The organism is Komagataeibacter swingsii, from assembly GCF_003207895.1.
GTDB classification, from domain to species: Bacteria; Pseudomonadota; Alphaproteobacteria; order Acetobacterales; family Acetobacteraceae; genus Komagataeibacter; species Komagataeibacter swingsii.
The window spans coordinates 42,097-67,778 of sequence record NZ_NKUB01000015.1 but is presented as its reverse complement, the minus strand read 5'-3'; the positions used below and the strand labels follow the sequence as shown (position 1 = coordinate 67,778).

Below are 25,682 nucleotides of genomic sequence, written 5' to 3'. Positions count from 1 at the left end.
CTGCCATGCCTGGAACCAGCTCGTCAATCAACCATGGCGCATCATGTCAATCGGACTGCGCAATTGGGCTCATGGGTTATAGCAATCAACGGTTGGTATAAGCCTGGAGGGGGCGCTGACACTGCTGTCAGGATGGACCGGCGTTGATTTTGGGCAATACCAACATGATGAACCGGTGCGGCATGTGCGCAATGACGCCATCAATTCCGCCATTGATTCCCTGACCATCCTCAACCCGGACAAGGTCTGGACAGTGGGCGAACTGGCCCGCCATGCCGCAATCGGGGGAATGGGGGTTACAATCGTCGGCAGCCCCACTGAAATTGCCGACCAGATGGAAGCATGGATGGAAGAAACCGGCATTGACGGCTTCAACCTGGCCTATGCCGTGGCCCCTGAAACGTTTGAGGACATCGTGGACCTCATCATCCCTGAACTGCAGAAACGCGGACGGTACAAAACAGCCTACCAGCCGGGCACATTGCGGCAGAAACTGTTCGGGCGCGGCGACAGGCTTGGCAGCATGCATGTCGCGCATGAAAGCCGTTTGTGCCAAAAGCCCAGAAAGGCCGGGCAGGTAGAGGCTGTATCCGGGGCAGTCCACAAATTATAAGAGACTGTTTGAAAACAACCCATTGATAAAAAACAATAAAAGTTTTTGGGTGCTGCCTTTTTTCAAAAAGGCGGCGTTCTTTCGAAGCTTTTGCAAAAAGCTTCAAGATGCGCCACAGGGCCAAAGCGATAACCGTTCAGGACGTGCCTGTTCCGAGCGGCCGTCGCGCCGCATGGAAATCCGCCCATGGGTCCGCACGCTGGGCTGCAAGCCGTGCCAGGGCGTTACGCACCGTAAACTGCGCGGCCCCCGTAATCGTATCCAGTTCCGTCCACGCCACCGGCATGGAAACCGGGGCGGCAGGGCGCGCGCGGGTTGAATAGGGCGCTACGGATGTCGCCCCCCGCTGGTTGCGCAGGTAATCAAGCAGGATCCTGCCATGGCGCTTCGCCTTGGATATGGTGGCAACAAAGCGCCCCGGGCTATCGGCCGCCATGGCCTGCGCCAGTGTGTGGGCGAAGGCCTTGACCGCAGCCCAGTCCGCCCCGGGTTCAAGCGGGGTTACGACATGCAGCCCCTTGCCGCCGGATGTCTTGACGAAAGCGGCAAGGCCCGAGGTTTCAAGCCGCGCACGCACTTCGCGTGCGCCTGCGATGACAGACGCCCAGCCGACGTCCTCACCCGGATCAAGGTCCATGACCAGTTGGTCGGGCCGCTCCCAGTCGCGGCACGAGGCGCCCCATGGGTGAATTTCCAGTGCTGCCCCCTGCACCAGCCCCATGAGACCATCAAGGTCATGGATGCCGATCAGGTGACCCTGCGTATCGCCATGTGGATCATCAAGCGCCAGAATATGGGGGTTCATGCCCTTCCATGTGTTTTTCTGGAAGAAATGCGGCCCCTCAATCCCTTCCGGGCAGCGCAGCAGCGCCAGAGGCCGGTCGGTGACGAACGGCGCCATGCGCGGCCACACGGCGGCATAGTAATCAGCCAGCCCTGCCTTGGTGATACCGGCATCCGGCCAGTAGATCCGCTCCGGGTGTGTCAGCCTGACGGTATGGCCGGCGTGGGGCGATGGAGGTTCTGCAACGGACATTTCGTGCTGTTCTCCCATGTTGGCCTGCTGTTGCGCATGTACGGCAGGGTTGCCCCTTCCTACCGCAGCATCAGAGACCGTTTGAAAAGTCAGATCATGATAGCGCTTTAAAATTAAAGAAAGTTTTTGGTGAAGCTTTTTGCAAAAGCTTCGAAAGAACGCCGCCTTTTTGAGAAAAAGGCGGCACCCAAAAACTTTTATTGTTTTTTATCAATGATTTGTTTTCAAGCAGCCTCTTATGGTCCCGAGGTCTTGATGAGCATAGTTCCAACGGCCGATGGTGAAGAACCACCCAACCGGGGCCGCTTTCCAGGCCGGGCCAGACATCCTGCCTGACCATTACTGCGCCGGGAAGCTTGCATCAAGCCACGCGCGCATCATCATGGATGACCACGCATCCGCCCGGGCGTCGTACCGGCACAGGCCGGTTGGGGCGGTTGCCTCCTTTTCGGTGAAGCAGTGCACGGCATGGCCGAGGGCGAGGAACTGCCACGGGGCAGGACTGCCGCGCATCTCGGCCAGGAAGCCGTCGAACTGGGGACTGGTCGTGGTATCGTCCGCCCCGTTCATGGCCAGGACATGCGCCCGGATCGCATGCGCCAGGGTGGGATCATCCGTCGAGAGATTGCCATGGAACGCGACCACGGCGGCGATGTCCGCGCCTGACCGGGCAAGATCGAGCACCGCCGCACCACCGAAACAGTAGCCGATAGCGGCAAGGCGGGCCGTGTCGATCGGCGCCTGCGATGCAAGCGCCCTGAACCGCGCCAGGGCAAAGGCAATGCGGCGGCGCATCATGGGACGGTCGGCAAGCAGCGGGGATACCGCGTCGCGCGCGCCAGCGGTATCCTTCGGTCGGATCGTGGCGCCATACATGTCCGTCAGCAGGATCACGTAGCGTTGCCCTGCGATGCCTTCGGCCTTGCGGATCGCGTTCTCGTTGACGCCAAACCATGCGGGCACCATCAGCAGGCCCGGCCGCCGCGCGTCGGTCGCGTCATCATAGACAAGGACGCTGCCATAGCGCGCGTCTTCAAAGGTCCACGAGACCGGCTTGGCAACCATATGGGCGCTGGCGTGCCCGGTAATGAGAAACGGCAACGCGGCAATGGCGAGAAGGACGCGGCGCATACGGATCATTGGCGTTTTTCTTCCGGGCGTCTGGGGGCGACAGGCAGGCCAGATTACCGTATGGGCCGTTTCGCCTTGCATCACGACGGGGTGAAACGCCCCAATTTTTATTCCTCTTTCAGGGATCATTCACCAACCGGCGCGTTGGCCATGTCATGCGCCCTGTAGCCTTTCTTGCGTACCCGCTCGGTGTCTGCGCTACCGGACGGAAACAGCTTACGGGCATCTTCATAGGCAAACATCGCAGCCCTTGCGGCTTTCTGGCGTTCATGTGCATTTTTGCTGATATCCAAGGCTTTTGCCATCCAGGCATCGCCTTTGCGCTCACATTCATTGGCAGGGATCATAATGGGGCCTTTTCTGACCATGTTTCCTGTACATAAAATACTATAAATGACGTGGCCAAGTCCATTCACAGCACCGAAATCGTTACTTTCCCTTAGAGGCTGTTGAAAACAAATCATTGATAAAAAACAATAAAAGTTTTTGGGTGCCGCCTTTTTCTCAAAAAGGCGGCGTTCTTTCGAAGCTTTTGCAAAAAGCTTCACCAAAAACTTTCTTTAATTTTAAAGCGCTATCATGATCTGACTTTTCAAACAGTCTCTTACATGATCCATCTGCACGGACCCTGCGCACTCCAACAGCAAGTGTCAGGATGGCGTGGCGGGCTGTTCATGCCCCGTTTCCACTTCACGGCTGCTACGGCAGGCTGCATCAGGCCCTAACGGGGCATAGAGCAATTCCACTGAACTCTGGCTCAGTGGAATTGCTCTAACTCATTGTTTACCGAGCATCTTCACCAGTTCGAATGTGTCCATTCAAACTGGATCTGCTCTAGGACTGGCTGATATCGACCCATTTTGCGCCGACAAGCTCCACAAGCCGCGCCGGTGTCAGGCACACGGAACTGTTCCGGTCACCGGCTGCTGGCCAGACTTCGTCAAACGCACGCAACGAGGTATCGCAAAACACCTTGACTGGCTGCGGCAGCCCGAAAGGACACACCCCGCCCACGGGATGGCTTGTCAGTTCCAGCACCTCGTCCGCAGGCAACATGCGGGGCCGGTTTCCGAACGTATCCTTTGTCTTGCGATTATCCAGCCGTCCGGTCCCGGCTATGACAACCAGAATCCGCTCATCCCCGACTTTCAGCGCCAGCGTCTTGGCAATCTGCCCTTCCTGCACGCCAAGCGCCCGGGCAGCTTCAGCAACGGTCGCCGTGCTGTCAGTCAGCACGACAGGTTCGATATCGGGTGCGTTCGCCTCGAAAAATGCCTGCACGGACTCCCGGCTCACCGCCATCTCCCTTCTTGCCTGAAAACCGCTTCTGACCCAGGTGATGACACATCCTGAATTTTTCTGCGACAATCACAAACCATTTTACAACGGTGCCACCAGGAAACTGCGCACGTCAATCATGAAACTTTCGTCTGCCAGGTTCACGCAGATGGAGAATCAGGCAAAACTACGCTGGGGTTTCCCTTCCATTTGCATCCTATGTGCATCCTGCACGGGTGCGCCAAACGCAGAAAGCCGCCCTTACGGACGACTTAACATGCTGTTGTGATTTGGTATGATCTGGATGCGCGGACAGGATTGCGTCTCCAATTGCGACAATCGCAATTGGAGAATTGACGTGCGCCTGAACCGTCTTCTGGCGGATGCCATGGTGGATAATGCCGCACTGAAGGAAATCGTTGGAAAAAAGCGGTGACGCCTGTCGCCATGCGGCAGGCGGCCCGGCATATCCCGAACATTCTGGCGCTAGAGGCTGTAATTGACCTGGAAGTAGTAATACCCACCATTCTGCCCGACCTGCTGTACGTTGTAGTCGTAATTCTGCACGCCGAGATAGTTGACGGAAGTAGGCACCTTGCGCTGCTTGGCATTGCCGACATTGTTGGCGCCGAGTGCGAGATGCCACTGCGGGGTGACCTGGTAGCCGATCTGCAGGTTGGTCTGCCAGCGCGGGTGATCGACAAACTCCAGGAAGGTCGAGTTGGAGTAGGCATTGGCGCCGGTCACATACTGCATCTGCGAGATGGCATGGCCATAGCGGATCTCATGCACGGCAACGTCGAGCTTGCCATAGAACCAGTGGCCGCCGAAGATTTCCTTGTTCTTCGGTGTAAAGCCGGTCAGCCAGGCGGCCTGCTGGGCATTGAGCAGCGAATTGCCGTTGCCATCCACGCCTGTATGCGTGATCTGGGTTTCGTTGAAGTTGACGGCGATATCCCACTGGATCTTGCCGAATTTGTGCAGGTTCTGCAGGTAGGTGGCGCTGATGTCCATGCCCCGCGTGCGGGTGTTGGCCGCATTCGTGAAGTAGTTTGCGGAGACATCGGTTGCTGTCAGGCCGGGGGGCAGGATGATGTTGTCGGCCTCGATCGCGTTGATGGCCTGCTGCCCGTTATACACGCCGCCAACCATGATGCGGTCTTTCAGCGTGATCTGGTAGGCATCAAGCGTAATGTGCATGTTGCGCATCGGGTTGAGGATGATCCCGGCGCTGTAGTTCATGGACCTTTCGGGCTTCAGGTCCTTTGATCCCAGCGAACGGGCCGCAGGCGACGTGGTGGCCAGGATGCCCGCGGCGCCCGTGGGGGAGACCTCGAGGCTGGTGTAATGTTCTTCAGCCAATGTTGGCGCACGGAAGCCATTGGCAATGGTGCCACGCAGGCTGAAATACTTGTTGAAGTCATAACGGGTCGAGAACTTGCCGGTCTCGGTATTGATGCCGCCGGAATCGGTATAATGTTCGACACGGCCCGCGAGGTCGACCTGCCATTTGGGCAGTAGGCGGGTGGAGACGTTCATGTAGCCAGCGGTGACGTCACGGCCGGAGTGGGAGCCATCCACCGGGGCCAGCGCGGCTTCACCGGCGGTGCTGCTGCCGTAATAGGCATCGGGGGAGCCGGCGTTGATGTTGTAGGTGTCGTAGCGGTACTGCGCGCCGATGGCGAAGTTGAGCGGCCCGGCCAGCAGGGGCACATTGAATGCGTGGCGCAGCCCGGCATCGGTTGTCCACTGCGTGTTGCTGTAGGACATGATGTTGCCGAACTTGGTCGGGGTGGATCCCGTGGCGGCCATCAGGGAGGGGTTGGCCGTTTCATAGAAGCCGATATCGACATTGTCGCCGCCATAGGTGGTGCTGACATCCCAGTCCCAGCCGAACTTCGTGCCCTTGAAGCCGCCGGTTACGGCGTAATCGTTTTCATCAAGGGCAAGCTGGGGGCTGAAGCCGTTGGGGTAGATGGACGAAAGGCCCAGCGAATCCGCCAGTGCGGGCGTGCGGAAGTTCTGGTAGCTCTCGGCGTTACGATGGCCGAATGTGGCGAAGGAATAGAACTTCACGTCCTTTGTGATGTTGTATTCCATGTTATAGGAAACCGTTTCGCGCTCCTGGCGCGGGTTGCCCATGATGAAGTTGTCGTACTGGCCGGTGCGGTTGTCAATGCCGCCACGATAGGTGTGGTCCTGGAAGTGGTAGTCCGCGCTCAGACTGAAGAAACCGCGGTTGCCGAGCTTGGTGCCCCAGTTGAGGGACTCGCCCGAGGTAAAGCCGTCGCCCGCGTAATAACCGCCGTTATTGGCCTGGGCGGTAAAGCCGTGGTTGTTATGCTTGAGAATGATGTTGACCACGCCCGCGATGGCGTCCGAGCCGTACTGGGCCGCGGCGCCATCTTGCAGGATCTCGACATGGTCGATGGAAGAGACCGGGATCATGTCGATATCGACAGGGGTCGATCCCTGCTGCGGGCCGGCATAGTCGGAGATGTCAGCCGTCGTGTGGCGACGCTTGCCGTTGACGAGCACCAGGGTCTGGTTGGGTGTCAGGCCGCGTAGCTGGATGGCGTCGGTCATCTGGGCGTTGCCGATGTTCATGTCGGAACGCGTCATGGACGGGATCAGTTGTGTCAGTGCGTCACGCACGTCGACCTGCCCGGTGGACTGCAACTGCTTGGCCCCGACCACCACGATGGGGCTGACGCTGGCGCGCGCGGTCTGGTGCGGGTCGCGCGTGCCGGTCACGATGATCTGTTCGTTTTCGTCGGAGGCGGCCCGGTGGTGCGTGCCATCCGTGGCGGAACCGATGATCTGGCGCGCGGATTTCTTGTGGATGGTGGTGGTGTTGTCCGTCACGGCCTGTGCCCGGGCATGGTGTATGCCCATAAGTGAAAGCGCAACCGGAGACAGGATGGTCGTGATGTAAAAGATTTTTTTCATGCTCACCTCGAGACTGCCGTCATGCCATGTTTTCAAGGGCGTATGTCCTGGGCCACTTCCCCGATTACGGATGGATGATATTTTCAATATTTGTTTCTATGCAACAACGATATTGGTCATATTACTGATATACAAGCCGTGTGTGTTAAAATAACAACAGATATATTGTAATTACAAAGTAAAAAAGAATTCCATCATTCCTTACGGATGCGGAATCATATGGACGCGGTTCAGCATTTCTAGAATACACGATACGTTTTTTTCTTGGCCCCGTGTTATGTATAATAAAAAATTATTGTCCTGATATGCCTGCGTTATCATCCATTCAGCGTCACGCGCTCGAAAGCCATATCCTCATGGGAGGCAAAACGGTTCATGCGGAATGCACTCAGGTCGCAGGCTGGTTCGTCCCCCCGTACCAGTGCGCAGATCAGGCGCCCCGATACCGGCCCCAGGCAGAAGCCATGCCCCGAATAACCACGCGCCACGACAAGGCCCGGCAACGCGTCCACACGATCCATGACCGGCAGCGCGTCTGGTGTATGGTCAATCAGCCCGCACCAGAAGGTCTCTATTTCGATCGTATTGATGGCGGGTACGACCTCGGCGAAGCTCTGGATCGTACCGGCCAGCGCCTGGGCCGTCGGCAATACGGTTGGGTTGGGCGTGGTGCGCATCTGGCCGTTCCAGTCCTCGATCCCGCTGGTGAACCGGAATGAGCCGTCAATCTGCTGGCGTCCGGCACATGCCGCGTCGGTGCGCAGGGCGCTGGCAACGGAAATGACCTGCTTGAGCAGGGGGGCGACAGGCGCACTGCGCACGACCGTCACAACCTTGGATTCAATCGGAACACGCACGCCGTATGGTTGCAGCAGGTCATTGCCGAATATGCCGGTAGCCATGATGACATGGGATGCGGCAATGGTGCGTCTGTCTGTCCGCACGCCGCTGACGCGGTTATTGTCCGACAGGATTTCCGTCACGCTTTCGCCAAACGCAAACGTCACGTTCAGCCGCCTGGCTGCGGCTATGTATGCATTCACCGTTGCGACCGGGTCGGCATGGCCATCGGTGGGGCAATAGGATGCCCCGGCCACCTCGGCGGAAATGGCCGGTGCGATGGCCTGCACCGCGGCCCCGCCTTCCAGCACGCACAGGTCCAGGCCGTGGGCCTTCTGGTCGGCCACCATGGCGCGGATGTCCACCATGTCCGTTTCGCTCATGCCAAGGCGCAGGTTGCCGTCCTGGCGGTAGCCTGTCGGTGCTTCCAGTTCTTCGGAAAGGGTTTCCCATATTCCCACGGCCATCCGTGCCAGGGGCAGTTCAGCCGGGTCGCGGCCAGACTGCCGCACGCCCCCGAGTGTCCATCCCGATGCCATGGCGGCGGGACCGAAACGGTCGACGACAAGGACTGACAGGCCACTACGTGCCATTTCATATGCGCTTGCAACGCCGGTGATACCGCATCCGATCACCACTGCATCTACCATGGTCGGGATATCCATCTGGGGGTTGATGGGAACGTCTGTAATATGACGGTCAGGGTGCAAATTACGTTACTGTTCGTCAACATATTCCCCTGTCACACCCCCAACGGGAGCGGACTATTCCGAATAATGGATTTTATATTCAGAAAAACGCCCCTATAGTCGCCTGTAGCGTCCATTACAGTCTGTTGCGGGCATCTGTTCCGGCTGGTCTTGTGGTGCAGGAGTACCCAGACGGCAGGGAGGCAAGCGCGCGGAAAAACGCACGAAGGGAACCGTGCGCAGCGCCTGCACGAACGCCTCGTGCGTGCGGGGTGCGGGAATGCCCGCCGGGCACAGCAGTTAACTGGCTGCGCTCAAGTCCGGCCACGTCTTCAAGGTCATCCTCACCGATGATCAGGTCAAGCTGGCGCGTGAACAGCGCCGCCGCATGGGAATCCGTAAGCCCGGTATGGACCACCAGCCGTTCGGCGCGTGTTTTCATGAAGGCCGAAAGCTCGGCAGTCAGCGCGCGGGACAGGGAATCCACGATGCCGACACGCAACTGGCGCACGCGGCCGGACTGCATTTCCTGCAACTGGCTTGCGATCGGCCTGACCGCGGCAATCACGATCCCGGCCTGTTCGCGCAACACCGCTCCGGTTGCGGTCAGTGCCAGCGGGCGTACGCTACGGTCAAATAACAATGTGTCCGAACGACTCTCGATATCGCCAATGCCCTGGGATATCGCAGGCTGGGTTATGTCGTGTTTGCGCGCGGCAGGGGCCATGCCGCCATTTTCACAGACAGCAGGGAAAATGCTCAGTGCGGAAAGGTCAAATGGCAGGTCGTTGGCCATCATGATTCTATGATAAGGAAAAATTATGGTAACGAAAGCGCATCGATTCCGTAATATGATCTTATCAGATTGGGCGGCGAACAGATGCAAAGTGATCGTTATTCCCTGTTCTCCCTTATCGCGCAGGCCGTGCGGGGCAACAGGAGTTGGAAACCTGCACGGCGTCGATGCCGAGATCCTTGATGCGCAAGCCGTACGGCGCGTGGTGGGGATCGAGATATCGCGTGATTACATTGCCGTGGACAAGGTGGGGCTGGCCTGTGCGGGCAATTCATTGCGCATGGCCGCAATGGGTGGGCTGCGTCTGCCCATTGAACGCCGGGTGATCATGAACGGGCGCGAGACAATCGTCTTTACGCCCTGAACCGACTTTTCGGCAAGTCTATATTTGGAATAGTCCTTGAAATATCAGTAAACTTTACGGAATGCCGCTTTTTGCAGAAGGCGGCATCCGCAATGGTTATATTTTCATCTGTGCTTTTCAGCTTTTAGAAACTGTTTGAAAAGTCAGATCATGATAGCGCTTTAAAATTAAAGAAAGTTTTTGGTGAAGCTTTTTGCAAAAGCTTCGAAAGAACGCCGCCTTTTTGAGAAAAAAGGCGGCACCCAAAAACTTTTATTTTTTCAAGCAGCTTCTTGACGCGCCGGAAAGTAATTGGCGCGGACGGCAGCCCCGATCAGGTTGACAATTAGGCGCCCTGCCGTGATGCAACTGATGTTGTTGATATCGCGGGATGGCGTGATCTCGACAATATCCATGCCCAGTACGCGCCCCTTGCCCACCAATCCATGAATCAGGGTACGTACCTGCGTGAACAGCAGGCCGCCAGGGGCGGGGCCTTCTACCGCCGGCATGACGGAGGGGTCCAGGCCATCGGCATCGATAGTGATGTAATATTTACCATTATTCGGAATTTTATCCAAAACTGCCTGCATGCCATGGTCATGAACGTCATAGGCGGTAAAAATATGGCTTCCGTATTTTTGCGCGGCTTCGGCTTCGGCCGGGCGGCCGCTCCCCTGGGAACGGAGGCCGATTTGAAAAATCTGACCGATATGATCCATTTCAGACGCGCGCCGTATCGGGCTGGACAGTCCATCACGCACGCCATCCACGTCATCACGCCAGTCAAGATGGGCATCGATATGGATGATCGTAACGTCTGAAAAACAATCCAGCGCACGGAAGATCGGAATGGGAATACCATGGTCCCCGCCTAGGGTAATGGGCATGGCGCCCGCAGCCAGCACCTTGCGGACAACCTGTTCGGCGCGGGCGAAATGGCCCTTGTGGTCGTTCAGGTCAAACGGCACATTACCCACATCGACCGCGCGGATGTTACGCCCGTCATAGATCGGGCCACCCACGTCAAAATCGTATCGTTCCAGATTGCGCGAAACACGGTCGCTTATGGCACGAATACGGTCGGGCGCGCATGACTGGTCATTGATGATGGCGGCAGGCGTATAGGCATTGCCGTAGGGCATGCCAATAAAGGCAATGTCCGCGTGCAGATTATCCAGATCGGTTACGGGTTCCGAATAGAGGAACGTGCGATGGCCCTGCGCAGGCGGAACAGTCAAAGGCAACGACATGTTATTGTCCTTGGATTTTGGATTTCACCACGGGAAGGTGAGGCCCGGATTATATATAGTATTTGGATCAAAACAATTTCCAAAAATATAAAAATCATTTTCTGGAATGGAGTTGACTGCATTTATGATTTCGTTTCATCATAAGTAACGATATTCCTCATATTCTTGAATGAGATCAGCTTTTGTCAGAACATAGTCGGATCCACAGGGACATGTCCTCCGCCCTTTCCGGAGATATCGTGAAATTTGATGATGTCCCCATGCAGCGGTTTCATGGATGGGTAGTGGCTTCAGGCGCGATCGGACAGTTTACGGATGGTTATATTCTGGGGGTTGTCGGTACCGGCATCCCTTCGGTTTCAGCCGCATTGCACCTTGGGCCTGTCTGGCAGGGTCTGGTCGGTGCCGGTGCGCTGGCCGGACTGTTCCTGGGAAGTCTTTTTGCAAGCAGCCTGATGGACAGGATTGGCAGAAGGCCGGTTTTTGCTTTTGACATGCTGGTCTTTTTCATGCTGTCCGTCCTGCAGTTCTTTGTATCCAATGCAGGCGAGCTTCTGTTCATCCGGCTTGTGCTGGGGCTGGCGCTGGGGGTCGATTATGTTGTCGGCAAAACCTATGTCAGCGAATACGTGCCCCAGAAGCAGCGCGGTACATTGATGAGCTGCCTCGGCATTGCATGGATATTTGGATATACCAGTGCCTATGTCAGTGGTTATTTCATGCTGGCCATCGGGCCTTCGGCATGGCGATGGATTTTTGCCAGTTCCGCCATCCCGGCCATCATCGGTTCCTGCATCCGGTTCCGTATGCCGGAATCGGCGTTGTGGCTGGTGGAAAAAGGCAGGACTGAAAAGGCCCGTGCTGTCCTCAAGCGGTATTTTTCCTGTCCGATCGCGCTGCCCGCACCGCCTGTGGCAGAATCGGCAAAGGGGTACTGGGGGCGCGTCAGTCAGCTTTTCCAGGGTACGCAGCGGCGCAGGACAGTCGCCATACTTGTTTTTTACACCTGTCATAACATCCCGTATTTTGTCCTGAATACATTCCTGCCTTCCGTCATGGTGGACGCACATGTCAGGAATCCGTTTCTGGCCGGCCTGATCTACAATCTTGTCATTACGGTTGGCGTGCTGTTCAGTGCGGTCCTGGTCAACATGCTTGGTCGCCGTTCCCTTGCGGCAGGCAGCCTTCTGGTCCAGTCCGCCCTGCTGGTTCCACTTGTCGTGCTGCCCCACGCGTCACCTGTCGTATCGCTTGTCCTGCTGTGTGGCTTCGGCTTTGTGCTGGCCGCATCCGACAGCCTGAGTTTCGTATATCCGCCAGAAATCTTTCCAACGTCGCTGCGGGCCGCGGGAATTGGCGTGACGGTGGCGATCAGCCGCCTGACCACCACGCTCCACACGCTCATCTTTCCCCAGGTGCTGGTGCTGTTCGGTATGAAGCCGACACTGGCATGGTTTGTCATTACGCTCGGCATGGCGGGATTTGTGTGTTACCGGACCGCGCCGGAAACAAAGGATGCCCGTCTGTCCGGCCTCTGAGCGATCATGATGGGCGGCCCGTTCAGCAGCAAAAGGGCAGGAGCAGCCTGTTACATGCTCCTGCCCTGTTCTGTCATCGTATTGCCGGCCCGCGTGTCATGCGGTCTGTTTCATGCTGTGCAGTTCATGAAAGCGCAGGGCAGCGTTGCTCAACTGCCGCATGAGCCGCGTGCATGACGCAGGCGTATGTTCCGAAAGGTGGAATGAGACCCCGAGCGCCAGCGGATTCGATCCCGGGCTGACCGGAACCGGAACGGACATGCCGCCAATATTCGGAATGAAAAGCCCCTGTTCCTGGTCAAATCCATCCTGGCGGGCGCGTTCAAGCCGGGCAATCGTCTCGCATGGGGAGTAGGCGTAACGGTCGCGCAGGTAAGGGGTGTTGTGGGTCAGGACCTGTTCCAGTTCGGATTCCAGGCATTCGGAAAGCAGCATGAGCGACGCGCTGCCTGCGCCGAGCGGCACGCGCCCCCCCACGCCGCGGCTGAGGGATGGGGTCTGGCCACTGCCAAAGCAGGCATCGATGCAGATCGCATCGAAACCATTACGGCAGAACAGGAAAAAGGCATCTCCCGGCTCCACTGCCAGCGAGGAGATCATGCGCTTCCATTCACGCGTATGGACCGTGGCATAATGGGTGGCGTGTGAGAGATCCCTGTTGGTGCCGGCGCGGCGATAGCGACGTGTCTGGGGTACTTGTTCGATCAGTTTTCCCCGCTGGAGCGAGGCCAGCAGGCGATGGGATGTCGTTTTGGTCAGGCCACTCCGCTTGACGATATCCGCCAGCGCAAGCCCGGTCGTTCCGGCATCCTCAACGATCTGCAGCAGGACGAACGCCTTCTGAATCGTTCCGGAAACATTCTTGTCCTTGTCCATATTTAACTCACTATTCGGAATAGTGGCGAAGCTACCCCCTTATTATGTCGAAAATTGTTGACCAACTGCAACATGATTTCCATCCTGACAGAACGCCAGATACGGATTTTTGCAGGTGGAAGGATATTGGCCACGAATGGTTATGCCTGCGAATGATCCACGCTTTTTCCATCCACCGGCTGGGGATCGCCTGTTGCGCCTTCCCATGCCGCATGGTTTCTGAAGGGGGGGTGGATGCTCCGTTCCGTACTGCGGCATATTGCAGGTGGCGCCGGGCTGCTGGTGGCAGTTTCCATCACCGGATTCATTCTCCTGCGCCTTGCGCCGGGGGGGCCACTGGCCCAGTTCGCACTCGCGCCGGGCATGACGCAGGAGCGACTGCAGACAATCGCGCACCAGATGGGGCTGGACCGGCCGTTATGGCGACAGTACCTGCACTGGTTCAATGCCATCCTGCATGGTGACTGGGGGCGGTCCTATCGTGACCAGCAGCCGGTTACCCATGTCATTGCAGCGCATTTGGGCGCCACGGCGGAACTGGTGGCCCTTGTCATCGCGATCTCCTTTCCCATCGGGGCCATGCTGGGCCTGTGGGGCGCGCTGACGACGGCCCGGGTGGTGGACCGGATCATTTCGGTTGCGACCATGGTCTGCTTTTCCGCGCCCACTTTCTGGATCGGCCTTGTCCTGATCTATGTTTTCTCGATCCGCTTCGGCCTGCTGCCTGCCGGTGGCATGGCCGCGCCGGGGGCATCCTCGGTCATGGACCACATCCGTCACCTCGTGCTGCCGGTATCGGTTCTGGTCACGGTAACGGTGCCCGTGTGGTGTCGCTACATGCGCGCCTTTGCCGAAGACGTGCTGCGGCATGACTATGTCCGCACGGGGATGGCCATGGGGCTGCCGGCCTGGCGTGTCTATGGCCGCCACGTGCTGGGCAATGCCATGCTGCCCATGATTTCCGTGCTTGGAACGCACGTGCCCGCGCTGCTCGGTGGCACATTGGTGACGGAAACGGTGTTCATCTGGCCCGGAATCGGGCGCCTGTTCCTGGATTCACTGCAATATCGCGATTATCCCGTCGTGATGGGCATCCTCATGTCCAGCGCCATCTGCGTCATTGTGGCGGGCCTGATTGCGGAGCTGTGTTACAGGAGCATTGATTCGAGACTGGCGGCATGACGGGGTTCGTGCGTCGCTCGCGTGGCCTCATGGGCGCGCTCACACGCATGGTGATGCCGGATGGGGATCGTGTCGCCACCGTCTCGCTGGTATTCGTGCTGGGCATGATCGTGGCCTGCACGGCAGGGCCTTGGCTGCTGCCGTTCAGTGCGCGCCATATCGATCTGCAGCATCATTTCCTGCCGCCCTTTTCCGGCGCCCACCTGCTTGGCACCGACGAAATCGGGCGGGACAGCCTGGCCCGGCTGCTTATGGGGGGACGGGCCTCACTGGAAGTGGGGCTGATTGCAACCGGCATCAGCGCCACCATCGGCACATTCGCCGGTATCCTGACGGGCACGGGGCTTGGTGGGTGGCCGGTACGGTGGCTGTTGCAGGCCATCGTAAGCCTGACCCTGTGTTTCCCCGCCATTTTCCTGCTGCTGACGCTGGCGTCGATCATGGGGCCATCGGTCCCGACGATCATCATCATCATCAGCTTCGTGATCTGGACGGAAACGACACGCGTGGCGGATATACAGACCCGGACCCTGATGCAGAAGGATTTCGTGACCGCCGCCATCGGCATGGGGGCCACGCCGTTCTATATCATCACGCGTGAAATCCTGCCCAACGTGCTGCCTGCGGTCACGGTTACCTCAACCCTCAACCTTGCGCGCGCCATCTTGCTGGAATCCTATGTCAGCTATCTGGGTTATGGCGTGCAGCCCCCTGACCCAAGCTGGGGCAGCCTGCTGAACAATGCGCAGGAATACCTGGTTTCCGACCCGTGGCTGGCGATCCTGCCCGGGCTTGCAATCACGCTTACGGTCACGGCCATCGGTTTTGTGGGCGAGGCGGTACGCGACGGGCTGGGCCTGAAAAGGGAGCGGGCATGACGACGCGCGATACCGTTCTGGAGGTGGATGGCCTGTCGGTCGGTTTTGGCCCCCAGGCCCCCAATGCGCTCCCGCCCGTGATCGAGGATGTCTCCTTCAGTGTCCGGCGTGGCGAGATCGTCTGTCTTGTGGGCGAAAGCAGTTCAGGCAAGAGCGTGACATCGCTTGCGCTGATGGGCCTGCTGCCGCCATCCGCCCGGATTACGGGTGAGATCATGCTGCACGGCCGGGAGGCGGGGGAGCCGAGCCTCGACCTGCTCCAGCTTTCGCGTCGGGCGCGCAACCGCATACGCGGCCACCGGATCAGCATGGTCTTTCAGGACCCGATGAACTGCCTTGACCCGATTTTCAGCATTGGCAACCAACTGGTTGAAATCCTGCGCTGGCATAATGCCCTTTCGCGCGTGGAGGCATGGCGGCAGGGGATCGGGTACCTGCACGCCGTTGGTATCAACCAGCCGGATGTGTGCATGAAGCGCATGCCGCATGAACTTTCTGGCGGCATGCGCCAGCGTGTCATGATTGCCATGGCCCTGGCGGGGAAACCTGAACTCCTGATCGCGGATGAACCCACTACCGCGCTCGATGTGACGGTGCAGGCGCAGGTGCTCGACCTGCTTTTGCGCCTGCGCACGCAGACAGGCATGAGCGTGATCTTCATTACCCATAATCTGGCCGTCGCATCGCGGATCGCGGACAGGATCATTGTCATGTATGCGGGCCAGATTGTGGAGAATTCATCGGCGGAAAGCTTCTTTACCCGTCCCGCCATGCCCTATAGCCGCGCCCTGCTGGATGCATTGCCCACGGTGGACATGATCCGGCAGGGGCAAAAGCGGCTGAAAACCATCAGCGGCAATGTGCCCGGGCTTGCGGAGCGGCCTGCGGGGTGCCGTTTTTTCCCCCGTTGTGTTCATGGCGTCGCGGCCATGTGTGACAGCGGATCGCCCGTGCTGCAATCCGCCGGCGCGGACCATCTGGTGCGCTGCAGGCGCTGGGAAGAGATCAGCGCATGACGGTGCAAGAGACGATCCTGTCAGTGCGGAACCTGAACAAGGTTTACGAGACCCCCGCAGCATGGGGCAGGGCAGGGACAAGGACCCATGTCGTCCATGATGTGTCCTTTGACATACAGCGGGGTGAAATCCTGGGGCTGATGGGGGAATCGGGTTCGGGCAAGACAACAATCGGCCGACTCATCCTGCAACTGCTGCATGCGACGTCGGGGCAGGTCGCGCTGGAGGGATGCGATCTGTGCGGCATGACCACGCAGGCGCTGCGCCCGTTGCGCGCACGCATGCAGATGATCTTTCAGGATCCGCTGTTTGCCTTCAATCCGCGCCATACGGTTCACCAGATTCTGGGCACGCCATTACGGCTTCACCCCGAACTGGTGGAGCGTCATGGCCCGGTGGATGAACAGATCCGGCATGTGCTCTCCCAGGTCGGGTTGCCTGCGGATGTCGTGCATCGTTATCCAAAGGCGTTTTCGGGCGGTCAGCGGCAACGGATTGGCATCGCCCGCGCGCTGATCATGCGGCCTTCGCTGATCGTGGCGGATGAGGCGACATCCGCGCTGGATGTGTGCGTACAGGCGCAGATACTCAACCTGTTGCTGGACCTGCGTGATGAACTGGACCTGACAATCCTGTTCATTGCCCATGACCTTACGGCCATGGGGCTGGTATGTGACCGGGTGGCGGTCATGCTGCGGGGGCGGATTGTTGAAATCGCGCCGACATCCGAACTGTTCAGCAGGCCGCGTCATCCCTATACCGCAAGCCTGCTGCAGGCGATTCCGCGTATCGGTACAAAAGCCATGCCTGGCGTAGCACCCTGCATGCCTGGCAAAGGCACGCAGGTACAGGATGGGGATGGCGGATGCCCATTTCGTATGTCGTGCCGCTGGGCTGTGGCGCAATGTGCCCATAACGGCACGGCATTACGTCTGCTTGAGAAGGATCACTGGTCGGCCTGCGTGCGCGAAGATCTGGACCTTCCAGGACTCTGACCAGATATGACAGTTTAATAAATAGAAAGGTTTTTTCTGTAATGGGACCAGTAGTCACTTCTATCGAGACGGATCACGTCCTGCCCGCCGAAGCCGATGTGGTCATTATTGGCGGTGGTATCGTGGGCGTGAGTACGGCCTATTTTCTTGCCAGGCAGGGCCTGTCGGTCGTGCTGTGCGAAAAGGGATATATCGGTGGCGAGCAGTCCAGCCGGAACTGGGGCTGGGTGCGCAAGAACGGGCGTGACTGGCGTGAACTGCCGCTGATGCTCGAAAGCTTCCGTATCTGGAAGGGATTTGCCGCTGACAACATTGATACTGGTTTCAAGGTCTGTGGCGTGCTGTCTGTCGCGGTGACGGAAGCCGATCAGGCACGTCACCACCGCTGGGTCGAGGAATCCATGCCGTACCAGATCGGTTCGCGCATCGTAAGCGGTGACGAGATCCGCAACATACTGCCGGGGCTGTCGCGTCAGTTCCGTTCGGCGTTGTACAATCCGACCGATGCCCGCGCCGAACCGCAGAAGGCGGCCCCCGCCATTGCAACCGCCGCCCGCAAGCTCGGGGCCACGGTCGTGACCAATTGCGCGGTGCGCGGGCTGGACCGGCAGGGTGGCCGGATCTGCGCCGTTGTAACGGAGAAGGGGGTGATCAGGACGTCCTCCGTCGTGCTGGCGGGGGGGGCGTGGTCACGGCTTTTCCTGGGCAATTATAATGTTACGATACCGCAACTTAAGGTTCTTTCCTCGGTTGCGCGTACCGCGCCGGTTGAAGGCTTCCCGGAAACCTCGGCCTATCTTGGCAAGGTCGCGTTCCGCCAGCGTGAGGATGGGGGGTACAATATCGCGCCGTCTACCGGGCTGAGCGTTCCGTTCGTGCCCGATCTGCTGCGCTTCATGCCCAAATACCTGCCTGCCTTCAAGGCGGACCGCAAGACCGTGCAGCCACGTCTGGACAATCGGCTGCTGACGGAACTGATGACCCCCCGGCACTGGCCCCTGGATATCCCCTCCCCGTTCGAGGCTGTCCGCACGCTTGATCCCAAGCCTGCCATCCGCAAGACACGGGCCGCGGTCGCGGCATTGCAGTCCATGTTCCCCAAGGCGGGCAAGCTGTATGTGATGCAGCACTGGGGCGGCATGATCGATGTGATGCCCGATGCGGTTCCGGTCATCAGTCCTGTGCCTGAACTGCCTGGCCTGACCCTTTCCACTGGGTTCTCCGGCCATGGCTTCGGCATCGGGCCGGGAGCAGGGCGCCTGACGGCAGAGCTGGTAACGGGCGCGACCCCGGTGGTCGATCCGCATCCGTTCCGTATCGGGCGCTTCACCGATGGCTCGCCCATCGTGGTGGATGGCGGGTTCTAGTAGCGGGTTACATGCAGAGAAACGATGGAATGTGATTTGTGAGTGCAAGCTGGAATTTTTCTATTGGCAGGCGTGGTTTCCTTGGGGGTGGGGCGGCAGCGGCCATGCTGCTGTCGTCCCGCCCCGCACAGGCGGCGGACCAGCCCGCGGCGGGGAAAAATCAGGTTGTCATTGGCATTTCACAGGAACCGACGGTCTTCAATCCACTTCTGCCGCATATCGAGGTGGATGACGGAATCTACCTGAACCTGTTCAGCCCCCTGTGGTCCATTGATGACAGGGGGCGCCTCTGCCCGGAACTGGCCCGTGTGGTGCCGACACAGGAGAACGGGCTTGTATCCGAAGATGGCCTGGTATGGACCATTCCCTTGCGTGAAGATGTAAAATGGCATGATGGGCAGTCCTTTTCTGCCGAAGATGTCATGTTTACCTTCGCGTTACTGAAAAACGCGGAGTTTCCGGCATTCAGCCGGCAGGGATATGAATACATGGACCGGGTGGAACAGACCGGTCCGTATGAAATCCGCTGGCATATGAACAAGCCGTTCGCGCCCCTGCATTCCATTATTGCCAGTACCTTCATCGTACCGCGCCATCACTTCGAGTCCGTTGAAAAATGGTCCGACAGTCATTTTGCCGAACATCCGGTAGGGACCGGGCCTTTCCAGTGGGTGCAGCGCCTGTCGGGCGAAAAGATCGTATTGCGGGCCAACCCCGGGTTCTATGGTCCCCGGCCGGCCCTTGATTATGTCACGTTTTCCTATATTCCCGACCTGACAGTCATGTTTACCCAGTTTCAGGTCGGGGCGATCGATTATATTGGCATGCAGGGCATTCCGCCCAACCGTTATCATGAAGCGCTGCAGATCCCGGGGCGGGACATCATCTCCATTCCGCAATCCTTTATCGAAGGACTGATTTTCAATACTGCGCGGCCCCAGTTCCGTGATCAGGCGGTGCGTCGTGCCATTTATATGGCGCTTGATAAGGAGAGTGTGCGCAAATACCTGTACCAGGATATCCTGATCTCATCGGAATCCTATCTGCCAAGGCAATCTCCGTATTTTAACCCCGATTTGCCCGCGCATGTCTTTGACCCGACGCAGGCGGCCCGGATACTGGCCGAGGCAGGGTGGAAAAAAGGATTTGATGGCGTACTCCACAAAGATGGGGTGCGGCTGGAATTCACGAATTCCACCACATCGGGCAACCAGTTGCGTGAGCAGACACAGGAAGTATTTCAGGAAAATCTGGCCAATATCGGAATACGGATGCACATCCGCAACATGCCGCCTGCCGTCATGTGGGGGGAATACTGGCTCATGTCCGAATTCGATACGGCCCTGGCCTCGGTCGATTACATGCTCGGGGCCGATCCGGACAGCGCCTCGTATTTCAACGGCAGGAACAGTCCCGCGCTGCATGGGGCGGGGCAGAACATATTTGAATATCAGAACCCGATGCTCGACAGCATTCTGGATATGGGAAGTGTTGTACTGGATACGGATAAAAGAAAAGAAATATATAAAAAGATCCAGGAAATACTGCGTCAGGAACTGCCTATGGCGCCACTGTTCCAGATTGTTTCGATAGAAGGAAAAAAGACGGGTCTGTCCGGTTGCAGGCCCAATATCAATGTCCGTTCAACATGCTGGAACCTGCGGGAATGGCGGTGGGTATAAGCCATGTTTACATCATCAATACCTGAATCCCTATCGAGTGATAAATTGCCATGGAAATTTTTGCCCGCCGCGCATACCTGCCCCAGGGACGATCGCCACGCGAATCATGACAGGATTGCCGCACGCTTCCATCAGGCGGTCACGGCGCTTTTGCAGGAATAGGACGTAATGCCATCAGGCACGGGCATGAGCAGTTCTGTCCGGTCCGGTAATGTAAAATATGTGTGTATTGAATAAATAAAGATACGTTATAGGACAGTATAGTTTCTAACCCTCTATTGTTTCATTCATGTCATGTGTGCGATATGGATAATATGATGCAGCCTCCGGTTTTCACTCTTTCGCCCGCTCATTCCCCTATCCTGATCGCCGTGCCACGCGGCGACCATGCCATTCCGGCGCATATTGCCGCGCGCCCGACCTCATGGCAGGGTTGATGGCGGCAGCCCCACCATCGGAAGACTATACCACCGTCCTGAACCAGCGGTTCAAGGAGGAGGATACGACGCGCCATTATGGTGCGCCCGCACAGGGCATACACGCCATTCAACGGGAAATTGCCCAGCATGCCGACCTGAAGCATGAAGCTGCACCGTTTGAACCGGACAGGGATAAATGTGCCCGGCTGAAGACGGTCATTACGGCATGGCTGGACAGTGTCGCCGCGTGGCGCCCTGCATGATGTCACAATGGAACAGGAAGAAATGATGATGAAAACAGGTCGCGTTGTTATGATTTCGGGCGCCAATCGTGGGATTGGCGCGGCACTGTCTGCACGCCTGCAGGCACAGGGATGGTATGTCAGCGCCGGTGTGCGTAACCCGGATGCGCTGAAGTTCGAGGCCCCCCATCTGGTCTGTCCCTTTGATGCCAGCCGCCCCGGCGCGGAACAGGCATGGGTTGAAAAAACCCATGCCCATTACGGGCGTATCGATGCGGTCATTGCCAATGCCGGTATCATGACGCAGGGGTCGTTTCTCGATGTGGCGGATGAGGCGCTGGAACAGATGTTCCAGATCAACGTCCTCTCGCCCGTAAGGCTTGTAAGGGCGGCATGGCCGCATCTGATTGCCGGTAGCGCGGGCCGGGTTGTCATCGTTTCCTCGCTTTCGGGCAAGCGCGTGAAATCGGCCCAGTCGAGCGCCTATGCCATGACAAAACATGCCGCCGTTGCCCTGTCGCACGGCATCAAGCGGGCCGGATGGGAGCATGGAGTGCGCTCCACGGTGGTCTGCCCCGGTTTTGTGGCAACCGATATGGCGCGGAGCATCACCAGCCGTGATGAAAACAGCATGACCCAGGCCGCTGATATCGCAACGCTGGTCAGCACGGTTCTTGACCTGCCCAACACGGCCAATCTTGCTGAATTGTGCATCAGTTGCCAGGAAGAGGATCTGTACTGACTGGCGCACTGTCTCGTTTCACGAAGGCAGCGGGTCCGGACGTTGTTTAAAAATGCCTTGTCCGATACGGCGTAGGATTACACCACCCACCGGCTGAGTACGCGTGCCAGAAACGGGCCGGTGAACAGGACAAGGACAAACCGTACGGTCTGCATGGCCATTACAAACGGCATATCCACGCCAGGCGTCGTGGCTGCGATGATGGCGACAGTATCCTCGCCGCCCGGGCTGGTGGCGAGATACGCGGTCAGGAGCGAGACATGCGCAACCCTGGCCAGCAGCAGGGCCATCAGGCCGCATGTCAGGATCATCAGCCCGACTGCCTGTATGACATAGGGAAAAACGCGGGAGGCATAACGCAGTGTCGCGCGCGTAAAGCGTATGCCAATGCCCCAGCCCAGCACGCCATAACCCGCCACCAGCAGCCACGGTGGCAGTTCAATGGTCAGCAGGCCCATATCCTGCGGCACGGTGGCCAGGGCAAGCGGGATCATGAATGCGCCGGCCGAAAGCCGGAACAGACGCGCCAGCCAGACACCAATCACGATGATGGCCATTGTCTCGGAAAACGGAATCCAGGCAATGGGCGGAAACCAGTCCTGTGCAGGTTCGGCTGAGGGGACGTGGCTGCCCCCTTCCATGCGCGCCACAACGGCTGCGGCCATCGCGACAAAGGCCGCCCGCATGTACTGCATGAACGCCACAAGCCGCATGTCGGCGCCGTAAGATTCTGACATGAGGGTCATGGCCGTTGCCGCGCCGGGGGAGCTTCCCCATAATGCGGTCGTGCCTGGCAGGATATTCCTGCGCGCAAGGTAAAAACCGATCAGCGTGCAGACCATGATGACACACAGGACACCCCCCAGAAAAAGGGGACCCTCATGCAGCACCTGCACAAATACCGATAATTGAAGGCTGCAGGCAACCATGCACCCGACAGCCCCCTGCGCGAGCAGGAACGGCATCGCCGGTATGGGCAGGTGGGCATCATGCACGGCCAGCACCATTGCTGCAAGCATGGGGCCGATCAGCACTGCGGCAGGCAGATGTATATAATACAGTGGAATAGTAAAAATAACAGAAAGTAATAGAAGAAGGACCCATTGACTGGGTATGGACGTGCGGGCCAACGACAGGCGTTTCCTCCCCGCATCCAACATAATGGGTGGAGTCTTTTCGTGCATGATATGTCTCGATCGGATCGGTCGGCAGCGGTCCTGCTACGTCCTGTCCTTATTAGGATATAGCAGTATTTCAGGATAGTCGGGTTTTGCATGACAGTCATGTATTTGCATGCGCGGCGCTTTGACTTCCAGTAAATGAAATAAGGAATATTTATATATTCTATCAGGAGTGTAGAATGAAATATGACGGACACAGCGTTGATAATGATTATTTTAATCATGACGTTACAATAAACTTCCCCATTGCCTGCACCGTCTGGCGCGGGAACGCGAAGGGGTTGCTTGGCTGTTTTGCCTGATCGCGCCCTTTTTACTGGCCGTGTTACCGGTGTGCGCGCCATGCGACAGGGATGATGTAACATCCAGACAGAACGGTATTTTATAAACTGCGCTGTGATCATTCTTCTGTAAAAATCATTATTGTCCGTGTTTTTGCACGGCCCGGGACAGTATATGGAGGCGGGCCGTTCACCTGCCATGAAGGATCTCATAACGCATTTGATTTGAGAGGGAGATTTTTCGTTGGCACGTTTCGCAGGACTATATTCCACGAAAGTAACGATATTTTCTGGATTGTGTGTCATGCATTACAGGGCGGAGCCGTCATGTCTCCAGCCATGAGCCTGCATGACGGACCCGGTGTTCCTGACACCACCCAAAGGACGGCATCCTGGATATTACCAGAGCGCCGCAAAGAACTTTCCAGACGTTTCCTGATGTTCCCTTTGTGGATGATCTTGATGGTCTGACTGCCGATTTTTTTATCGTGGGGATGCCGTCAGTCATATTGTTGGCGTCCCTTCCATAGCATACCCGTTCAAGTTTCTGGTTCTGTATTTTGTGGTTGTTTTTCTCTTTGTATGCATGATCCTGGGATTATGTCTGTATCTGAAGTCCCTAGCGTTGGGGTGACGATATGGCGCACTGCTCCTCCCCTTCGCTTAGAGACTGTTTGAAAAGTCAGCTCATGATAGCGCTTTAAAATTAAAAGAAGTTTTTGGTGAAGCTTTTTGCAAAAGCTTCGAAAGAACGCCGTCTTATTTCAAAAAGGCGGCATTTTTTCGGGGGCTACGCACCTGCTTGTGATGGCGGGCAGGGGCGCGAAAGGCGGATGGCGTGCCCATATTCCCTTTAACCATAAGGGAAGGAACGCCATCATGACCGAACCCACAGCCCCGACATTGACCGATTGCCCCATCGGGCTGGATGCCACTGGCACGCGACGTGAAAAGGATTCGATGGGGGAGATCGATGTCCCCGCCAATCATTACTGGGGCGCGCAGACGCAGCGCAGCCTTGTGCATTTCTCGATCGGGCGCGACCATATGCCCATTGAAGTGTGCCACGCCTACGGCATCGTGAAAAAGGCGGCGGCACAGGTCAATGCGGCTGACGGGCGCATGACGCAATGGAAGGCCGACGCCATATGCCGTGTGGCCGATGAGGTGATCGCGGGCCAGCTGGATTCCGAATTCCCGCTCTTTGTCTGGCAGACCGGCTCGGGCACCCAGACGAACATGAACGTGAACGAGGTCATCGCCAACCGCGCCATCCAGCTTCTGGGCGGGACCATCGGGTCCAAGAAACCCGTGCACCCCAATGATGATGTCAACATGGGGCAGTCGAGCAACGATTCCTTTCCCACCGCCATGCATGTCGCAACCTTGCTGGAAATCGACAGCCGCCTGCTGCCGCGCGTGCGCGAACTGATCGAAAGCCTGCGCACCAAGGCGGAAGAATGGATGCAGGTGGTCAAGATCGGCCGCACCCACCTGCAGGATGCAGTTCCCCTGACGGTAGGACAGGAATGGTCGGGCTGGGCGCAGCAGCTTGAGGATGCGCTGGAGGCGGTCGAGGCCGCGCGCCCCGGCCTGCTGCAGCTTGCGGCGGGTGGCACTGCGGTGGGCACCGGCCTGAACGCCCCGCCGGGTTTCAGCCGCGCCATTGCAAAACGCATTGCCGCACTGACCGACAGGCCCTTTGTCACCGCGCCCAACAAATTCGCGGCCCTTGGCGGGCTGGACGCCATGGTGCGGGCATCCGCCGGCCTGCGCGGGGTGGCGGTCAGCCTGCTCAAGATTGCCAACGACATGCGCCTGCTCGGCTCCGGGCCGCGCTGCGGGCTGGGTGAACTGCACCTGCCGGAGAACGAACCCGGTTCCTCCATCATGCCCGGCAAGGTCAATCCGACCCAGTGCGAGGCCATGGTCATGATCTGCACGCAGGTGCTGGGCAATGACGCCACGGTGGCGTTCGCGGGCAGCCAGGGACAGCTTGACCTGAACGTGATGCGCCCGGTCATTGTGGCCAATGTGCTGCACGCCATCCGCATCCTTGCCGATGGCTGCCATAATTTCCGGGTCTTTTCGGTTGAGGGCACGACGCTCAACCGAAAGCGCATCGATGCTTACGTGGCGGGTTCGGTCATGCTGGTCACGGCGCTCAGCCCCGAAATCGGCTATGATCGGGCGTCCGCCATAGCCCATCAGGCCATGGAGCACGACATCAGCCTGCGTGAAGCGGCCCTTGCCTCGGGCTTTGTCGATGGGGCGACATTCGACCGTCTTGTCCGTCCGCTGGATATGGTCGGTAAAGGCGTGGGCGGGGCCTGATACCTGAAGACAGATAAAAGT

General features: G+C 58.1%; 21 protein-coding genes and 3 pseudogenes. 14 read left to right on the top strand and 10 right to left on the bottom strand.

What is annotated here, in order from left to right; all coding sequences use genetic code 11:
* Nucleotides 1-97 precede the first annotated feature (97 nt).
* Nucleotides 98-613, top strand: a pseudogene (locus CFR76_RS11945) (hypothetical protein); the annotation flags it as partial.
* A 136-nt stretch (nucleotides 614-749) separates the two neighbouring features.
* On the opposite strand, the gene ligD reads toward CFR76_RS11945, so the two are convergent.
* Nucleotides 750-1,649 carry a non-homologous end-joining DNA ligase gene (gene ligD / locus CFR76_RS11940; RefSeq protein ID WP_110557233.1) on the bottom strand — a complete coding sequence of 300 codons (900 nt, stop codon included), beginning with the start codon at nucleotides 1,647-1,649 and terminating at the stop codon, nucleotides 750-752.
* Nucleotides 1,650-1,778: 129 nt separating this feature from the next.
* On the opposite strand from ligD, the gene CFR76_RS17750 reads away from it, so the two are divergent.
* Nucleotides 1,779-1,985, top strand: coding sequence for a hypothetical protein (locus tag CFR76_RS17750; protein WP_146222670.1), 207 nt, complete (start codon nucleotides 1,779-1,781; stop codon nucleotides 1,983-1,985).
* Nucleotides 1,986-1,988: 3 nt separating this feature from the next.
* Here CFR76_RS17750 and CFR76_RS11935 read toward each other — a convergent pair whose 3' ends face one another.
* The 3 genes from CFR76_RS11935 to CFR76_RS11925 all read right to left on the bottom strand — a co-directional run bounded on the left by CFR76_RS11935 (nucleotide 1,989) and on the right by CFR76_RS11925 (nucleotide 4,076).
* Nucleotides 1,989-2,789, bottom strand: a complete 801-nt coding sequence (locus CFR76_RS11935) for a dienelactone hydrolase family protein (RefSeq protein ID WP_110557232.1) — start codon at nucleotides 2,787-2,789, stop codon at nucleotides 1,989-1,991.
* A 116-nt stretch (nucleotides 2,790-2,905) separates the two neighbouring features.
* A complete protein-coding gene (locus CFR76_RS17745; RefSeq protein ID WP_146222669.1) occupies nucleotides 2,906-3,328 on the bottom strand; it encodes a hypothetical protein in 423 nt (140 codons plus the stop codon).
* 286 nt (nucleotides 3,329-3,614) lie between these two features.
* Nucleotides 3,615-4,076, bottom strand: coding sequence for a YbaK/EbsC family protein (locus CFR76_RS11925; RefSeq protein WP_110557239.1), 462 nt, complete (start codon nucleotides 4,074-4,076; stop codon nucleotides 3,615-3,617).
* Between the two features lie 337 nt (nucleotides 4,077-4,413).
* On the opposite strand from CFR76_RS11925, the pseudogene CFR76_RS18815 reads away from it, so the two are divergent.
* Nucleotides 4,414-4,529, top strand: a pseudogene (locus CFR76_RS18815) (IS3 family transposase); the annotation flags it as partial.
* 15 nt (nucleotides 4,530-4,544) lie between these two features.
* Here the strand turns inward: CFR76_RS18815 and CFR76_RS11920 are convergent.
* The 3 genes from CFR76_RS11920 to CFR76_RS11910 form a co-directional block, all read right to left on the bottom strand.
* Complete coding sequence (locus CFR76_RS11920; RefSeq protein WP_110557230.1) at nucleotides 4,545-7,007, bottom strand: TonB-dependent receptor plug domain-containing protein; 2,463 nt, start codon at nucleotides 7,005-7,007, stop codon at nucleotides 4,545-4,547.
* 317 nt (nucleotides 7,008-7,324) lie between these two features.
* Nucleotides 7,325-8,497, bottom strand: coding sequence for an NAD(P)/FAD-dependent oxidoreductase (locus tag CFR76_RS11915; protein ID WP_167402120.1), 1,173 nt, complete (start codon nucleotides 8,495-8,497; stop codon nucleotides 7,325-7,327).
* A gap of 175 nt (nucleotides 8,498-8,672) precedes the next feature.
* Nucleotides 8,673-9,335: a LysR family transcriptional regulator gene (locus CFR76_RS11910; protein WP_244191910.1), complete on the bottom strand. Its 663-nt coding sequence runs from the start codon at nucleotides 9,333-9,335 to the stop codon at nucleotides 8,673-8,675.
* An 88-nt stretch (nucleotides 9,336-9,423) separates the two neighbouring features.
* On the opposite strand from CFR76_RS11910, the gene CFR76_RS11905 reads away from it, so the two are divergent.
* The gene (locus tag CFR76_RS11905) at nucleotides 9,424-9,696 is read left to right on the top strand and encodes a hypothetical protein (RefSeq protein WP_110557228.1); all 273 of its coding nucleotides are present in this window, start codon (nucleotides 9,424-9,426) and stop codon (nucleotides 9,694-9,696) included.
* Nucleotides 9,697-9,956: 260 nt separating this feature from the next.
* Here CFR76_RS11905 and CFR76_RS11900 read toward each other — a convergent pair whose 3' ends face one another.
* The gene (locus CFR76_RS11900) at nucleotides 9,957-10,928 is read right to left on the bottom strand and encodes an agmatinase (protein ID WP_110557227.1); all 972 of its coding nucleotides are present in this window, start codon (nucleotides 10,926-10,928) and stop codon (nucleotides 9,957-9,959) included.
* 284 nt (nucleotides 10,929-11,212) lie between these two features.
* Here CFR76_RS11900 and CFR76_RS11895 point away from each other — a divergent pair, with 284 nt between their 5' ends.
* The gene (locus CFR76_RS11895; RefSeq protein WP_167402119.1) at nucleotides 11,213-12,466 is read left to right on the top strand and encodes an MFS transporter; all 1,254 of its coding nucleotides are present in this window, start codon (nucleotides 11,213-11,215) and stop codon (nucleotides 12,464-12,466) included.
* 96 nt (nucleotides 12,467-12,562) lie between these two features.
* Here CFR76_RS11895 and CFR76_RS11890 read toward each other — a convergent pair whose 3' ends face one another.
* Nucleotides 12,563-13,342, bottom strand: a complete 780-nt coding sequence (locus CFR76_RS11890; protein ID WP_110557225.1) for an IclR family transcriptional regulator — start codon at nucleotides 13,340-13,342, stop codon at nucleotides 12,563-12,565.
* Nucleotides 13,343-13,576: 234 nt separating this feature from the next.
* Here CFR76_RS11890 and CFR76_RS11885 point away from each other — a divergent pair, with 234 nt between their 5' ends.
* From CFR76_RS11885 to CFR76_RS11850, 8 genes and pseudogenes are all read left to right on the top strand, one after another.
* Entirely contained in the window at nucleotides 13,577-14,524 is a 948-nt protein-coding gene (locus tag CFR76_RS11885) for an ABC transporter permease (protein WP_110557224.1), read from the top strand.
* Complete coding sequence (locus tag CFR76_RS11880) at nucleotides 14,521-15,402, top strand: ABC transporter permease (RefSeq protein ID WP_110557223.1); 882 nt, start codon at nucleotides 14,521-14,523, stop codon at nucleotides 15,400-15,402. The genes CFR76_RS11885 and CFR76_RS11880 overlap by 4 nt, the downstream gene beginning before the upstream one ends.
* Nucleotides 15,399-16,418, top strand: coding sequence for an ABC transporter ATP-binding protein (locus CFR76_RS11875; RefSeq protein ID WP_110557222.1), 1,020 nt, complete (start codon nucleotides 15,399-15,401; stop codon nucleotides 16,416-16,418). The genes CFR76_RS11880 and CFR76_RS11875 overlap by 4 nt, the downstream gene beginning before the upstream one ends.
* A complete protein-coding gene (locus CFR76_RS11870) occupies nucleotides 16,415-17,413 on the top strand; it encodes an oligopeptide/dipeptide ABC transporter ATP-binding protein (protein ID WP_110557221.1) in 999 nt (332 codons plus the stop codon). Before CFR76_RS11875 ends, CFR76_RS11870 begins: the two co-directional genes overlap by 4 nt.
* A gap of 41 nt (nucleotides 17,414-17,454) precedes the next feature.
* On the top strand, nucleotides 17,455-18,780 hold the full coding sequence (locus CFR76_RS11865; RefSeq protein WP_110557220.1) for an NAD(P)/FAD-dependent oxidoreductase: 1,326 nt from the start codon (nucleotides 17,455-17,457) through the stop codon (nucleotides 18,778-18,780).
* A 38-nt stretch (nucleotides 18,781-18,818) separates the two neighbouring features.
* The gene (locus CFR76_RS11860) at nucleotides 18,819-20,462 is read left to right on the top strand and encodes a peptide ABC transporter substrate-binding protein (RefSeq protein WP_146222667.1); all 1,644 of its coding nucleotides are present in this window, start codon (nucleotides 18,819-18,821) and stop codon (nucleotides 20,460-20,462) included.
* A 343-nt stretch (nucleotides 20,463-20,805) separates the two neighbouring features.
* Nucleotides 20,806-21,144 (top strand): annotated as a pseudogene (locus tag CFR76_RS11855) (N-formylglutamate amidohydrolase); the annotation flags it as partial.
* 22 nt (nucleotides 21,145-21,166) lie between these two features.
* Entirely contained in the window at nucleotides 21,167-21,865 is a 699-nt protein-coding gene (locus CFR76_RS11850; protein WP_110557238.1) for an SDR family NAD(P)-dependent oxidoreductase, read from the top strand.
* Nucleotides 21,866-21,942: 77 nt separating this feature from the next.
* On the opposite strand, the gene CFR76_RS11845 is transcribed toward CFR76_RS11850, so the two are convergent.
* A complete protein-coding gene (locus tag CFR76_RS11845; RefSeq protein WP_110557218.1) occupies nucleotides 21,943-23,025 on the bottom strand; it encodes an AbrB family transcriptional regulator in 1,083 nt (360 codons plus the stop codon).
* Between the two features lie 1,181 nt (nucleotides 23,026-24,206).
* On the opposite strand from CFR76_RS11845, the gene fumC reads away from it, so the two are divergent.
* Complete coding sequence (gene fumC, locus CFR76_RS11840; protein WP_110557237.1) at nucleotides 24,207-25,661, top strand: class II fumarate hydratase; 1,455 nt, start codon at nucleotides 24,207-24,209, stop codon at nucleotides 25,659-25,661.
* The last annotated feature ends 21 nt before the right edge of the window (nucleotides 25,662-25,682 follow it).

Coding starts and splice junctions, on each gene's coding strand:
- CFR76_RS11875 (WP_110557222.1), top strand. CDS start 15,399: ATGACGACGCGCGATACCGTTCTGGAGGTGGATGGCCTGTCGGTCGGT.
- CFR76_RS11890 (WP_110557225.1), bottom strand. CDS start 13,342: ATGGACAAGGACAAGAATGTTTCCGGAACGATTCAGAAGGCGTTCGTC.
- CFR76_RS11920 (WP_110557230.1), bottom strand. CDS start 7,007: ATGAAAAAAATCTTTTACATCACGACCATCCTGTCTCCGGTTGCGCTT.
- CFR76_RS11935 (WP_110557232.1), bottom strand. CDS start 2,789: ATGATCCGTATGCGCCGCGTCCTTCTCGCCATTGCCGCGTTGCCGTTT.
- ligD (WP_110557233.1), bottom strand. CDS start 1,649: ATGTCCGTTGCAGAACCTCCATCGCCCCACGCCGGCCATACCGTCAGG.
- CFR76_RS11850 (WP_110557238.1), top strand. CDS start 21,167: ATGATGATGAAAACAGGTCGCGTTGTTATGATTTCGGGCGCCAATCGT.
- CFR76_RS11900 (WP_110557227.1), bottom strand. CDS start 10,928: ATGTCGTTGCCTTTGACTGTTCCGCCTGCGCAGGGCCATCGCACGTTC.
- CFR76_RS11870 (WP_110557221.1), top strand. CDS start 16,415: ATGACGGTGCAAGAGACGATCCTGTCAGTGCGGAACCTGAACAAGGTT.
- CFR76_RS11910 (WP_244191910.1), bottom strand. CDS start 9,335: ATGATGGCCAACGACCTGCCATTTGACCTTTCCGCACTGAGCATTTTC.
- CFR76_RS11885 (WP_110557224.1), top strand. CDS start 13,577: ATGCTCCGTTCCGTACTGCGGCATATTGCAGGTGGCGCCGGGCTGCTG.
- CFR76_RS11880 (WP_110557223.1), top strand. CDS start 14,521: ATGACGGGGTTCGTGCGTCGCTCGCGTGGCCTCATGGGCGCGCTCACA.
- CFR76_RS11865 (WP_110557220.1), top strand. CDS start 17,455: ATGGGACCAGTAGTCACTTCTATCGAGACGGATCACGTCCTGCCCGCC.
- CFR76_RS11845 (WP_110557218.1), bottom strand. CDS start 23,025: ATGTTGGATGCGGGGAGGAAACGCCTGTCGTTGGCCCGCACGTCCATA.
- CFR76_RS11915 (WP_167402120.1), bottom strand. CDS start 8,497: ATGGTAGATGCAGTGGTGATCGGATGCGGTATCACCGGCGTTGCAAGC.
- fumC (WP_110557237.1), top strand. CDS start 24,207: ATGACCGAACCCACAGCCCCGACATTGACCGATTGCCCCATCGGGCTG.